Here is a 12736-nt window from a genome sequence, read left to right on the forward strand (position 1 = left end):
GGTGAACTCTCAGCTTCCGGTTGCGGACTTCCACGCGTCGACGTAGGCGGAGAGGTTCTTGTCGATGTCGGCCCAGTCGGGTTCGAAGACCTCGACGCCCTCCATCAGCCTGGCCAGTGCGATGGCGTTGGCGTCGGTGGGCTTGACGTCCTTGCGGGCCGGGAAGCCGCCGCCGACGGCGCTGGCCTCGCGCTGGGCGCCCTCGCTCAGGAGGAAGTCGAGGAGCTTCCTGCCGTTCTCGGCGTGCGGCGCCTTGTCCACCAGGCCGGCCGCGTAGGGCAGGGCGAAGGTGGTGGGCTTGCCGCCTTCCTTGGCCGGGAACCAGATGGCGAGGTTCGGCATGGACCTGGCCTGGGCGAAGTTCATCTGCACGTCGCCGTTGGCGACGAGGAGTTCGCCCTTGTCGACCTTGGGCGCGAGCTTGGAGGTGGAGGAGGAGGGGCCGACGTTGTTGGCCTGGAGCTTCTTCAGGTACTCCATGGCGGGCGCCTGGCCGCCGAAGTCGTGCATGGCCTTGATGAGGACGGCGGTGCCGTCGCCGGCGACGCCGGGGGTGGAGTACTGGAGCCGGTTTTTGAACTTGCCGTCGAGCAGGGCCTCCCAGGTGCCGGGGGCCTCGGGCAGCTCCTTCTTGTTGTGGATGAAGCCGAAGTAGTTGTTGACGACGGAGGTCCAGGAGCCGTCGGCGGCCTTGTCGGCGCCGTCGACCTGGTCGGCGCCCTTCGGCACGTACGTCTGGAGCAGGCCCTTGGAGCCGGCCTGCTGGATGAAGGGCGGGAGGGTGACGAGCACGTCGGCCTGCGTGTTGGACTTCTCGCGGAGGGCCCGCTGGACCATCTCCCCGGAGCCGCCCTCCACGTACTTCACCTTGATGCCGGTCTCCTTCTCGAAGTCGGCGAAGACCTTGTCGTACCAGCCGTCGCCCTTCTCCCCCTTGAGGCCGTCGGCGCTGTAGACGGTGACGACCTTCTCGTCGGAGGCGGCGGAGGAGCCGCCGCAGGCGGTGAGGGAGGCGGCGAGGGCGAGGACACCGGTGACGGCGGCGACCGGCTTGGCGTACGTAAGCATGACGTCGTTCTCTCCTGGTGGTGAGGGCCTAGCGGTACGAGGCTCTGGTGCGGATGCGGGAGACGGCGAGCAGGACCAGCAGGGTCGCGGTCATGAGGACCACGGCCAGCGCCGATCCGGTGAAGAGGGACCCGCGGTCGGTGGCGGTGAAGACGAGGACCGGCAGCGGCATCCAGTCCGGCGGGTAGAGCATCATCGTGGCGCTCAACTCCCCCATGGACAGGGCGAAGCAGAGCCCGGCGGCGGCGCCCAGCGAGGGCAGCAGCAGCGGCAGCCTGACCCGGAACAGGACGTACGAGGGCCGGGCGCCGAGCCCGGCCGCCGCCTGCTCGTACATCGGGTCGAGGCGGCGGATCGCCGCCGACACCGACTGGTGGGCGAAGGCCGTGACCAGCACCGTGTGGGCGAGGATCACGATCCACCGGGTGCCGTTGAGGAGCAGCGGCGGCCGGGAGAAGGCCACCAGGACGGCGAGGCCGACCACCACCGACGGCACGGCGAGCGGCAGCACGAAGAGGCCGTCGAGGAGCCGGCGGCCCCTGCCGCGCAGGGAGGCGGCGGCGAGCGCGGCCCAGGTTCCGAGGGCGAGGGCGAGGAGGCTCGCGGCGACGGCGGTGACGAGGCTGGTCGTCAGGGCCTGGAGGGACTCGCCGCGGACGGCGGTCGCGTAGTGCTCGGCGGTCGGTCCCGAGGGGAAGGCGCCGGACCAGTGGGTGGAGAAGGAGGCGGCGACGATGACGAGGAGGGGGACGGCGAAGAGGGGGACGAAGAGGACCGCGAAGACGAGCCAGGCGGCGGCCCGGCCGGTACGGCTATGCACCAGCACGACGGCGCCTCCCTTCCGGTGGACGCCCTCGCAGGGCTCGGCGCCGGGGCGCCTCCCCCGCTTCGGGCGTCCGCGCCGGCCTCCGGCCGGCGGTGGTCAGTGTCCGGTAGACGGCGTAGAGGCCCACGGAGATCGCGACGTTGACGACGGCGACCACGCAGGCGGCGGCGTAGTCGGATTCGAGGATGGCCTTCGAGTAGACGAGCATCGGGAGGGTCGTGACGCCCTTGGCGCCGGTGAAGAGCACGATCCCGAACTCGTTGAGGCACATCACGAGGACGAGGCTGCCGCCGGCCGCGAGCGCGGGCAGCGCCTCGGGGAGGATCACCCGCCGCACGATCCGCGCGGGCCGGGCGCCGAGCGAGGACGCCACCTCCAGCTGGGCGGTGTCCAGTTGGGAGAAGGCGGCGAGCAGCGGCCGCATCACGAAGGGCGTGAAGTACGTGATCTCGGCGAGGAGCACGCCCCACGGGGTGGTGAGGAACCGGAAGGGCCCCTCGGCGGCCCCCGTGGCCCCCGTCCACAGGCCGTTGGCCATGCCGACCGTGCCGTACACGAAGAGCAGGGCGAGGGTGATGAGGAAGGACGGGAAGGAGAGGAAGACGTCGACGAACCGGGAGACCGCCTTCGCGCCGGGGAAGGGCACGAACGCCACGATCAGCGCGAGCACGAACCCGAGGACGAGGCACCCGACGGTCGCGCCGAGCGCCAGCCACACGGTGGTGACGAGCGCGTCGCGGAAGGCGGCGGAGGAGAACACCTCGGCGTAGGCGCCGGGGGCGAGGGACTCCTGGACGACGAGGCCGAGGGGGTAGAGGAAGACGAGGGCGAGGACGGCGACGGGGGGCAGGGCCCAGAGCCAGGCGGGAAGGGCGGGCACGCCCCCCGGTGCCGGGCGCCGTTCCACGAGACCGACAGCGTGCTCAGCCATCGCTCACCCCCGCGCCCAGCAGCACCGCGTCCTCGGGCGCGAAGTGCAGCGTGACCTCCGCCCCCAGCCGCGGTGTCTCCCGCAGCTCCCGTACGTCCGCCTTCACGCGGTGCCCGTCGACGTCGACGTACAGGCGGTGGGTGGCGCCCCGCCACTGGACCTCGGCGATCCGGCCGCGCAGGGCGTTGGGGCCCTCGCCGAGGCCGACGAGGTGGGGGCGTACGCAGAGGGTGGCGGCGGCACCGGGGGCCGCGCCGTCGACGGGGACCTTCAGGGCGGTGCCGGCGAAGTCGACGCCGTCGGCGGCGACCCGGACCGGCAGCAGGTTGGCGTTACCGACGAAGGAGGCGGTGAACTCGGTGCGGGGGCGCCGGTACAGCTCCTGCGGGGTGCCGCAGTCCTGGAGCCTGGCCCGGTCCATGACGGCGATCCGGTCGGCGAGGGTGAGCGCCTCGACCTGGTCGTGCGTGACGTACAGGACGGAGACGTCGGGGAGTTCGCGGTGGAGCCGGGCGAGTTCGGCGAGCATGCCGGAGCGGAGCTGGGCGTCGAGCGCGGAGAGCGGTTCGTCGAGGAGGAGGACGTCGGGGCGGATGGCGAGGGCACGGGCGATGGCCACACGCTGCTGCTGTCCGCCGGAGAGTTCGCGGGGGTGGCGCCTGGCGTAGGCGCCCATGCCGGTCATCTCCAGGGCCTCGGCGACCCGGCCGGGGATCTCGGCCCGGGGGTGCTTCCGCGCCTTGAGTCCGAAGGCCACGTTCTCGTCGACGCGCAGGTGCGGGAAGAGGGCGTACTGCTGGACGACCATGCCGATGCCCCGCTTGTACGGGGGGAGGTCGGTGACGTCCCGGTCGCCGATGTGGACGCGGCCGGCGAAGGGGCGGACGAAGCCGGCGACCGTGCGCAGGGCGGTGGTCTTGCCGGATCCTGAGGGCCCGAGGAGGGCCATGACCTCGCCGGGTTCGACGGTGAGGGTGAACGCGTCGAGGACGGTGGTGCCCCCGTAGGCGACGGAGACGCCGTCGAAGCGGATGCCGCTGGTCACGACTCGTACTCCCTTATCGCTTCCGGGAGTTCGGCGACGGAGCCGAGGACGTGGGTGGCGCCGTGTCCGGTGAGGGCGGGCGCGCGGTGGGCGCCGGTGAGGACGCCGGCGACGAGTCCGGCGCCGGCGCGGGCGCCGCTGAGCATGTCGTACGAGGTGTCGCCGGCGACCGCGATCCGGCGGACGTCGTCGACGGCTCCGGTACGGAGGAGGGCGGTGAGGACCATGTCCGGGTACGGGCGTCCGCGTCCGCCGGCGTCGGCCGGGCAGAGGGTGAGGTCGGCCAGGTCCCGCCAGCCGAGCGCGTCGAGGAGGGCGTCCTGGGTGACGCGGGCGAAGCCGGTGGTGAGGACGACGGTACGGCCCTGCTCGCGGAGGGCGGCGACGGTCTCGGCGGCTCCGGGGACGGGGGCGATCCTGCCGCCGTCGACGAGTTCGCCGTAGACCCGCTCGAAGGCGAGGTTGGCGCGGCGGGCGCGTTCCTCGTCGCCGCCGAAGAGGTGGCGGAAGACGGTGATCTTCGATTCGCCCATGGTGGCGCGGACGTGGTCGATCATCGTGGCGGGGTCCTCGCCGAGGCGTTCGGCGGCGGCGGTGAAGGCCGCTTCGACGAGGCCGTCGTCGGCGACGGTGGTGCCGGCCATGTCCAGGACGACGAGGTCCAGTTCGTTCTTCATCGCTCACCAGCCCAGTTCGTTCGCGGTCGTCTCGGCAATGGCGGGCGAGCAGGTCATGCCGCGGCCGCCGGGGCCGGTCACGAGCCAGACCCCGTCGCGTACCCGCTGGCGGTGGACGACCCGGGTGGTGTCCACGCACTGCGCGTACACGCCGGCCCAGCGGCGGCGGATCGCGGGCAGCGGGCGGCCGAGGAGGGACTCGACGACGCGGGTCAGGTGCTCGTAGGGGTCCTCGACGGTGTCGAAGGCGAAGGGGTGCTCGTACTCGTGGGTGTCGCCGATGGTCAGTCCGCCGTCGAGCCGCTGCACCATGAGCAGCTGCATCCTGTGGGCGGCGGCGGTCGGATCCTGCGCCTGGTGGGTGTTGAGCGCGTCGAGCGCCTCGGAGGCGTAGGCCGGGTAGTAGCGGAAGGAGTCGGCGTCGGCGACGGAGGTCGTCAGCGGTTCGCCGAGCGGGGCGGTCTGCATCATCTGGAGGCGGACGCGGCGGACGGGGAGCGGCCCGGCGACTTCGCGGACCAGGCCGGAGAGCCAGGCACCGGTGCACAGGACGACGGCGTCGCCGCTGTGCAGGTCGCCGTGGTCGTCGCGGACGGCGTGCTCACCGACGACCTCGCGGACCTCCCGGTTCGGGAGGAAGGTGTAGCGGCCGGTGGCGAGGAGGGCCTCGCGGAGGGCGAGTTGCGCGGTGCGCGGCTCGACGGCGGCGTCCCGCTCGCACCAGAGGGCGGCGTCGAAGGCGCCGCGCAGGGCGGGGTTCACCGCTCGTGCCTCCTCGGGGGTGAGCAGCTTGTAGCCGCGCGCGGCGGCGTCCTCGCGGGCCACGGCGGCCTCGGCGACGGCGAGTTCGAGGGCGCCGCGGACGGGGGTGAGGGAGCCGATCGCCCGGAAGCCGAGGCGGGGGACGCGGGCGCCGACGGCCTCCCACAGCTCGCGGGCGCGCAGGGCGGTGGCGAGTTCCTCGCCGCCCGCGCGGCCGCTGACCCAGATCTGGCCGAAGTTCCTCAGGGAGGCTCCGCGCGCCTCGGCCTCGCGCTCGATGTGCACGACCTCGTGGCCGCGTTCCAGTGCCTGCCAGGCGTGCATGGTGCCCACCACGCCGGCTCCTACGACGATCACCTTCATGCCGTCCACGGTCGGGGCGGTGGGTGGCGCGGGCCGGTCGGGTGGACGACGGGGCGGTGAACGGCCCGACAAGCTTGGACCAGACCCGTTATCTTCTCGTGATGCTAGGGGGTAGGCGATTCGGGATGGAAGTGGTTATTCCTGGCGTCCGAGATGGGCGGTGAAGCTGAAGCGGTCGCCTCGGTAGAGGGTGCGGACCCGTTCCAGGGGCCGGCCGTCCTCGTCGCGGGAGACGCGGTGGAGGAGCAGCATCGGCAGGGCGGGCGGGGTGCCGATGAGCAGGGCTTCGCGCGGGGTGGCGAGCACCGTCTCGATCCGCTCGTCGGCGTCGCCGAAGGAGATGCCGAGCCGGTCGCGGAGGTAGCCGTAGAAGGAGGAGTCCGGGTCGAAGTCGGTGTCCAGGCGCGGGACCCGGGCCTCGGAGACGTACGTGCTCTCCAGGCCGACCCGCTCGTCGTCGGCGAGCAGCACCCGCTCCATGTGCCAGACGGGCGCACCGGGCGCCACGCCGACCTCGGGGGCGAGCGCGTCGGGGCAGGGGAAGCGGTCGAGGGAGATGAGGCCGCGGCCGGGACGGCGGCCCTGGCGGCGGACGCCCTCGGTGTAACTGGCGAGCGAGAGGGGCTGTTCGAGCTTGGGCCCGGCGACGACCGTGCCCCGCCCCTGCCGGCGCAGCCTGCCCTCCAGGAGGAGTTCGCGCAGCGCCTGCCGGACGGTCTCGCGGGACACCTCGTACCGGACGGCGAGGTCGCGCTCGGTGGGCAGCGCGCCGCCCTCCCCCAACTCGTCGACGAGGACGGCGAGTCGCGCCTTCACGGCGTAGTACTTGGGCACCCGGCCGTGCTCCGGGACACCGGAGCGGACGGGGGCGCCGGGGGTGCTGGGGGCGCCGGGGGCGGTCGGGGCGTGGTGCTGGTTCACCCCGGGATCGTCGCAGACCCGAGTGAACGGGAGGGTGTACGGAGGGTGATCCGCAGGTTCAGGGGCGGGGGCCGCCCCCGAGGCGGCGGGCGGCGCGGGTGAGGAGGGCGCCGGCGAGGGCGAGGGCCGCGGCCCAGGGGGCCAGGGGGGTGGCGTCCTCCGGCCCGGTGTGGGCGAGTTCGGGGCGCGGGTGGGGGGCGGGGGCTTCGGGGTGCCGGTCGGCGGGGGGCCGGGGGGAGGCGTCGGGTACGGGGGTGGGGGCGGGGCGGGAAGGGTGTACGGAGGGGGTGGCGGGCGCGGCGGGCGCGGGCGGGCCGATCGTGAGGCGGTAGTCGTCGGAGCGGCCGACCCAGTCGCCGTCCCCGCCCCGGCGCTGGACGAGCGCGGCGTTGACGACGACCTCCTGGGGGACGGCGTCCGCCCGGAAGGCGAGCCGGACGGGGACGGTGACGGCCCGTCGGGCCGGGACGGCGAAGCCGCCGAAGCCGGTGAAGGCGCCGATGCTCTCGGCCTCCTCCGTCGCCTCGAAGGCGACCGGCCGCCAGCGCGCGGCCTCCGCGTCGTAGAACTCGAACCGGATCTGCTCCGGCCGCAGGGCCCGCTCCTCGTCGGTGAGGACGAGCACCGGGTGCACCTCGGTGCAGGGGCTGCCGGTGGTGTTGCGCAGCTCCAGCTCCCAGGAGCGGAACTCCCCTCCGGCGGGGTAGTCGGCGGGCCCGTCGTGGATCCGGGTGTCGAGCGGGAAGCGCGCGTCGGAGGCGCTGCCGCAGGCGGGGGCCGGGGCGGGGGCGGGTTCGGAGGCCGCCCCGGCGGGGGCGGTGGCGGGCAGGGTGAGGGACAGGGCGACGGCCACGGTGGCGAGGGCGGGAGCGCTGCGCAGGGGCCGGGGGGCGGGTGCCATGGGCGGGTGCCTTTGCTGCTCGCGGACGTACGGCTCGCCCGCGACGCTGCCACACGGGCCGGTCGGGAACGGGCGGCGACACCGGGCGGAGCCCTGACCGGCCCGGGAATCCGCCCGATCAGCGTATGGTCCGACTTTCCGATGAACGGGTTTCTGTGGGCGGGCTTGGGCGGGCTCACTCCGGTGGACCGGCGTGCGCGGGAGGGCGGGTTTACTCCGGTCGTCTGGCCTACGCGGGAGGGCGGGCTCGCTCCGGTCGACCGGCCTGCGCGGAAGAACCGGCCTGCTCCGGTCGACCGGCCTGCACGGAAGAACCGGCCTGCTCCGGCGGGCCGGGCCGCCCGGAGGGGCGAGTCTGCGCGGGGTCCTGGCCGAAGAGGGGGGCCAGGACGAGGTGGGCCGCGCCGACGGCCACCGCGTGCGGGTCGGCCGCCACCTCGACGGGGGTCGGGAGCCGGAGCCCTGCGAGCACACCGGCCACCCCGTCCGCGAAGAGCCCGGGCGCGTCCAGGACGGCCCGTCCGCCGAGCAGCACCCGGTCGATGTCGAGGAGCCGGACGAGGTTGGCCGCGCCGGTGCCGAGGATCCGCGCGGCTTCGGGCAGGTCGCCGCGCGCCACCGCCGCGAGGCACAGCGCCTCCAGGCAGCCGCGCGCCCCGCAGACGCACGGCGGCCCGTCGAGCAGGACGGTCTGGTGGCCAAGTTCGCCAGCCCCCGTCCGCTCGCCGCGCAGCGGGACGCCGCCGAGGACGAGCCCGGTGCCGAGCCCCGTACCGAGGTGGACGTAGGCGAAGGAGCGGGGTGCGCCGGGGCGGACGGCGAGGCCGAGGGCGGCGGCGTTGGTGTCCTTGTCGAGCGTGACGGGCAGCCCGAGCCGCGCCTCCAGCACGTCCCGTACCGCGTGCCCGTCCCACACCGGCGCCCCCGTCACCCGCCCCGCCACCCCGCGCGGATGGTCCAGCGGCCCGGGCATGGCCACCCCGGCGCCGAGCACACCACCCATGGTGTGCCCGGCCCCGGCCAGGAGCGCCCGTACCTCCTCCGTCAGGACCGTCAGGGCCGGTTCCGGGCCCTCGGCCAGGGTCAGGGGGTGGTGGCGGAGGGCGACGGGGGTGCCGGTGAGGTCCGCGAGGGCGAGGGTCAGGCCGTCGCGGTCGAGGTGGGCGCCGACGGCGTACGCGGCGGTGGGGACCAGGCGCAGCACCGTACGGGGCTTGCCGCCGGTCGAGGCGCGGCGGCCGGCCTCTGCGGCCAGGCCCTCGGCGCGCAGCCGGGCGGTGATCTTGCTGACGGCCTGCGGGGTGAGGCCGGTGCGCTCGGCCAGTTCGAGGCGGCTGATGCCCTCCTCGCCCGCCGTGCGCAGCAGGTCGAGCACGAGCGCCGCGTTGTGGCCGCGCAGCGCCGCGAGGTTGGCTCCGCCGCCGGGGTCCCTCCATGTCACCGTCACCGGCCCATTCTCCCCCCTGCTTGCACTTCGGCAACAGCGTTGCTTAAGTGACGTCCATGACTGTCCCCTTCCCCTCCCCCCTCCGCGTCGGCCTCGTCGGCTACGGCCTCGCGGGCTCCGTCTTCCACGCCCCGCTGATCGCCGCCTCCCCCGACCTGACGCTCGCCGCCGTCACCACCGGCAACCCCGAGCGCGCGGCGGAGGCGCGGGCCGCGCACCCGGGTGTGGAGGTGTTCGCCCGCCCGGAGGAGCTCTGGGCGGAAGGGGCCCCCGGGCTCGACCTCGTCGTCGTCGCGTCCCCCAACAAGACCCACGTCCCGATCGCCGACGCCGCCCTGCGGGCCGGGCTGCCGGTCGTCGTCGACAAGCCGCTCGCCGCGACCGCCGCCGAGGCGCGCGGCCTCGCGGAGCTCGCCGAGGAGCGGGGGCTGCTGCTCTCCGTCTTCCAGAACCGGCGCTGGGACAGCGACTTCCTCACCCTCCGCCGCCTCCTCGACGAGGGCGAGCTCGGCGAGGTCCAGCGCTTCGAGTCGCGCTTCGAGCGGTGGCGGCCGCGCCCCAAGGGCGGCTGGCGCGAGTCCGGCGCCCCGGAGGAGATCGGCGGGCTCCTCTACGACCTCGGCAGCCACGTCGTCGACCAGGCGCTGGTCCTCTTCGGCCCCGCCGTCTCCGTCTACGCCGAGTCGGACGTCCGCCGCCCCCGCGCGGAGGCCGACGACGACACCTTCCTCGCGCTCACGCACGCGAACGGCGTCCGCTCCCACCTGTACGTGAGCGCCACCGCCGCCCAGCTCGGCCCCCGCTTCCGGGTGCTCGGCCAGCGCGCCGGCTTCGTGACGTACGGCCTCGACCCGCAGGAGACGGCGCTGCGCGAGGGGCTGCGGCCGGGCGGCGACACGCCCTGGGGCGTGGAGCCGGAGGCGCTGTGGGGCCGGATCGGCGCCGGGGAGTCCCCGCTGACCGGCGGCGGGACGCCGGTCCCGTCGGTCCCGGGGAACTACCCGGCGTACTACGCGGCCGTCGCCGCCGCCCTGCGCGGCACCGGCCCGAACCCGGTCACCGCGCACGAGGCGGCCGCCGCCCTGGACGTCCTGGAGGCGGCGAGGCGCTCGGCCCGCGAGGGCGTCACGGTCAGGCTGCCCCGTCCTGCCGACGGCGCCGACGGCTGACGGCGACGAGGACACCGCCGCCGAGGGCGAGCCCGGCCGCCGTCACGCCCATGACGACCTTGCCGGTGCCGGCACCGGTCTCGGGGAGCTGCCCGCCGCCGTGGGGGCCGTGGTGGCCGCCTTTGCCGTCGTCGCCGTAACCGCCGCCGGTGTCGTCGCCGTAGCCGCCCGTGTCGTCACCGTAGCCGCCGTCGGTCGTACCGCCGTCGGCGGATTCGGTCGGGCTGGGGGTGGGCTCGGTGGGCGTCGGTTCGGTGGGGGTGGGCTCGGTCGGGGTGGGCTCGGTCGGCGTCGGCTCCGTCGGGGTCGGCTCGGTCGGCGTCGGCTCCGTCGGGGTGGGCTCGGTCGGCGTCGGCTCCGTCGGGGTCGGCTCGGTCGGCGTCGGCTCCGTCGGCGTCGGCTCCGTCGGCGTCGGCTCCGTCGGCGTCGGCTCCGTCGGCGTCGGCTCCGTCGGAGTCGGCTCCGTCGGAGTCGGCTCGGTCGGCGTCGGCTCCGTCGGCGTCGGGCTGGTCTCGTCGCAGGACGGCAGGTCGCCGTCGAACGGGTAGTTGTGGATCTCCTGGCCGCCGCCCCCGCTCGGCTCGGACGCGTGGGTCAGGTTGCCGGTGGTGAAGAAGCGGCCGTTCATGCCGGGCATGGTGATGGTCGCGGTGCTGGCCTGGTTGCCGACGAGGACGCTGCCCGCGAACTGCGCGGTGCCCTCGAACTTCACCCGGGTCGCGTCGGGGAAGTTCCACAGCAGCCGGTCGCGCAGCCCCGGCAGACCGTCGATGTAGCTGTCGACGGTCCGCTCGGCACCGCGGAGGTTGACGAGGACGGTCGCGCCCGCGGGGATGTTCTCGAAGCGGATGCCCTGCTGCCCGCCGCTCGCCGACTCCAGGTCGAAGTCGACGTCGAAGACCTGGAGCGCGGAGGTGCCGTCGCCGGTGAAAAGGGTCTCGTAGTCGTTGTTGACGGCGGTTCCGGTCGGGGTGCGGGGGGTGGTGCCGCCCTCCGGGTACGCGTAGCAGCGGCTGGCGGCGGTGAGCTGGTCGCGCAGCGCGGTGTACGGGGCGACCGCGTCGGCCTCCTGCACGGCGTCCGGGACCACGGTGCCGGTGGCGGTGCCCGCGTACACCGTCCTGCCGGTGACCGTGCCCTCCTCGGTGAGGAGGCGCTGCCCGGTGGCGACGGTGATGTTCCCGCCGACGCTGAGGAAGTCGGTGCCGTTGTCGGGCACGACGCGCGAACCGACCCCGGCGACGCCCACGTTGTAGACGGCGGAGGCGCCCTCGCGCTTGTTCTGGTCGAAGCCGCCGAGGACGACGACCTTGCCCTCGGCCTCGGCGGCGGCCTCGCGGACGAGGAAGTCGCCGCCGACGAAGACGTTGACGGCGTTGTCCCGCCACAGGACGGTGCCGTTGTTGATGTCGGGGTACTCGGGCGGGCACGTACCGGGTTCGCAGGGGCCGAGCCCACCGGGCAGCGGGTCGGCGACGCCGCTGGTGACGGCGAGGCCGCCGACGAGGGCGCCGGCGGCGAGGACCGCCGTCGCGGCGGACAGGGCGAGACGGGATCTGCGGCGGTGAGCGGTCTGTGCGCTCTTCACGGATTCCATATGCCGCAATATGCATAAAAAAGCATGAAAATGGTGGCACCCCACGCGGGGTGCCACCAGATTTGCTCCACGCCCGGCCCACCGGCCCCGGTCAGGCGCTTTTCAGCTCCTGCCGCTGGCGTCCCAGGCCCTCGATCTCCAGCTCGACGACGTCGCCGGGGCGGAGGTACGGCTTGGGCTCCGGCTGCCCCATGGCGACGCCGGCGGGCGTGCCGGTGTTGATGACGTCGCCGGGGTAGAGGGTCATGAACCGGCTCACGTACCGCACGACCTCGGCGACCGGGAAGATCTGGTCGGAGGTGTGGCCCTCCTGCTTCAGCTCGCCGTTGACCCACAGGCGCAGGGTGAGGTCCTGCGGGTCGGGCACCTCGTCGGCGGTCACCAGCCAGGGCCCGAGCGGGTTGAAGGTCTCGCAGTTCTTGCCCTTGTCCCAGGTGCCGCCGCGCTCGATCTGGAACTCGCGCTCCGAGACGTCGTGCGCGAGCGCGTACCCGGCGACGTGCGCCAGGGCCTCCTCGTCGGTCTCCAGGTAGCGGGCGGTCCGGCCGATGACGATCGCCAGCTCGACCTCCCAGTCCGTCTTCACCGAGCCGCGCGGCACGAGCACGGTGTCGTCGGGGCCGACGACGGTGTCGGCGGCCTTGAGGAAGACGACCGGCTCGGCCGGGGTGGCCTGCCCGGTCTCGGCGGCGTGGCCGTGGTAGTTCAGCCCGATGCACACGACCTTGCCGATCCGGCCGACCGGCGGCCCGACGCGCAGCCCGGTGGCGTCGCCGGTACCGCCGTACGCGGGAAGCACGCCGGCCTCCGCGGCGGCGCGGATCCGGTCGAGCGCGGCGGTGTCGGCGAGCAGGCCGCCGTCGATGTCGTCGGTGAAGGAGGACAGGTCACGGAGGGTCCCGCCCCCGTCGAGGAGGGCGGGACGCTCGGCGCCCGGCGGGCCGACGCGCAGCAGCTTCATGGTCTTCTCCCTGTGGTCGAGGTGGGCCCCGGGGAGGCCCTTCGGTGCCCCGGCCGATGGAGTGCGGC

At 74.4% G+C, this 12736-nt stretch carries 12 protein-coding genes; 1 reads left to right on the top strand and 11 read right to left on the bottom strand.

Going from position 1 to position 12736, the window contains the following annotated elements:
* Positions 1-9 precede the first annotated feature (9 nt).
* The 9 genes from QK442_RS20990 to QK442_RS21030 form a co-directional block, all read right to left on the bottom strand.
* Positions 10-1068 carry a 2-aminoethylphosphonate ABC transporter substrate-binding protein gene (locus tag QK442_RS20990; protein WP_282695536.1) on the bottom strand — a complete coding sequence of 353 codons (1059 nt, stop codon included), beginning with the start codon at positions 1066-1068 and terminating at the stop codon, positions 10-12.
* Positions 1069-1096: 28 nt separating this feature from the next.
* On the bottom strand, positions 1097-1894 hold the full coding sequence (locus tag QK442_RS20995) for an ABC transporter permease subunit (RefSeq protein WP_282695537.1): 798 nt from the start codon (positions 1892-1894) through the stop codon (positions 1097-1099).
* On the bottom strand, positions 1881-2825 hold the full coding sequence (locus QK442_RS21000; RefSeq protein ID WP_282695538.1) for a 2-aminoethylphosphonate ABC transporter permease subunit: 945 nt from the start codon (positions 2823-2825) through the stop codon (positions 1881-1883). The genes QK442_RS20995 and QK442_RS21000 overlap by 14 nt, the downstream gene beginning before the upstream one ends.
* Positions 2818-3870: an ABC transporter ATP-binding protein gene (locus QK442_RS21005; RefSeq protein WP_282695539.1), complete on the bottom strand. Its 1053-nt coding sequence runs from the start codon at positions 3868-3870 to the stop codon at positions 2818-2820. Before QK442_RS21005 ends, QK442_RS21000 begins: the two co-directional genes overlap by 8 nt.
* The gene (locus QK442_RS21010) at positions 3867-4547 is read right to left on the bottom strand and encodes a phosphonatase-like hydrolase (RefSeq protein ID WP_282695540.1); all 681 of its coding nucleotides are present in this window, start codon (positions 4545-4547) and stop codon (positions 3867-3869) included. Before QK442_RS21010 ends, QK442_RS21005 begins: the two co-directional genes overlap by 4 nt.
* A gap of 3 nt (positions 4548-4550) precedes the next feature.
* On the bottom strand, positions 4551-5672 hold the full coding sequence (locus QK442_RS21015) for a TIGR03364 family FAD-dependent oxidoreductase (protein ID WP_282695541.1): 1122 nt from the start codon (positions 5670-5672) through the stop codon (positions 4551-4553).
* Between the two features lie 135 nt (positions 5673-5807).
* Entirely contained in the window at positions 5808-6593 is a 786-nt protein-coding gene (locus QK442_RS21020) for a GntR family transcriptional regulator (protein ID WP_282695542.1), read from the bottom strand.
* Between the two features lie 58 nt (positions 6594-6651).
* Positions 6652-7494: a hypothetical protein gene (locus QK442_RS21025; RefSeq protein ID WP_282695543.1), complete on the bottom strand. Its 843-nt coding sequence runs from the start codon at positions 7492-7494 to the stop codon at positions 6652-6654.
* Between the two features lie 229 nt (positions 7495-7723).
* The gene (locus tag QK442_RS21030; protein ID WP_282695544.1) at positions 7724-8941 is read right to left on the bottom strand and encodes an ROK family transcriptional regulator; all 1218 of its coding nucleotides are present in this window, start codon (positions 8939-8941) and stop codon (positions 7724-7726) included.
* A 56-nt stretch (positions 8942-8997) separates the two neighbouring features.
* Here QK442_RS21030 and QK442_RS21035 point away from each other — a divergent pair, with 56 nt between their 5' ends.
* On the top strand, positions 8998-10110 hold the full coding sequence (locus QK442_RS21035; protein ID WP_282695545.1) for a Gfo/Idh/MocA family oxidoreductase: 1113 nt from the start codon (positions 8998-9000) through the stop codon (positions 10108-10110).
* Here QK442_RS21035 and QK442_RS21040 read toward each other — a convergent pair.
* Positions 10073-11707, bottom strand: coding sequence for a choice-of-anchor A family protein (locus QK442_RS21040; RefSeq protein WP_282695546.1), 1635 nt, complete (start codon positions 11705-11707; stop codon positions 10073-10075). The two genes, QK442_RS21035 and QK442_RS21040, sit on opposite strands and share 38 nt — an antisense overlap.
* 91 nt (positions 11708-11798) lie before the next feature.
* Positions 11799-12668, bottom strand: coding sequence for a fumarylacetoacetate hydrolase family protein (locus tag QK442_RS21045; protein ID WP_282695547.1), 870 nt, complete (start codon positions 12666-12668; stop codon positions 11799-11801).
* Positions 12669-12736 lie beyond the last annotated feature (68 nt).

This window comes from Streptomyces sp. CC208A (assembly GCF_030010625.1).
In the GTDB taxonomy this organism is placed as follows: Bacteria; Actinomycetota; Actinomycetes; order Streptomycetales; family Streptomycetaceae; genus Streptomyces.